1 pseudogene is annotated in these 253 nt (G+C 61.3%); it reads left to right on the forward strand.

The features are described 5' to 3' along the window. Positions 1–253, forward strand: a pseudogene (locus HMPREF2924_RS21825) (hypothetical protein); the annotation flags it as partial.

Here is a 253-nt window from a genome sequence, read left to right on the forward strand (position 1 = left end):
TTGACCGGCGCTGCGCGAGAAATACGCAAGCTGACTGGTGGCGGTACCGACCTGTTCGGGAAGCTGGGTTCCTACTTGAGCTTCGAACAAAAGCAGCTCCTACAAGACGCTGCGCGCTTGCTCGACTCGGTGAACCAGCAGGTCGAGCATGCGAAGGAAAAGCGTGATCGCGACGAGAAACAGGCCAAGAAGCGGCGTGAGCTGCGCGGGCGCCTGGCCAAGCAACTGGTCGCCTCGAACTACCCGCTTCCGG

It is taken from the genome of Pseudomonas sp. HMSC063H08 (genome assembly GCF_001813645.1).
Taxonomy (GTDB): Bacteria; Pseudomonadota; Gammaproteobacteria; order Pseudomonadales; family Pseudomonadaceae; genus Pseudomonas; species Pseudomonas aeruginosa.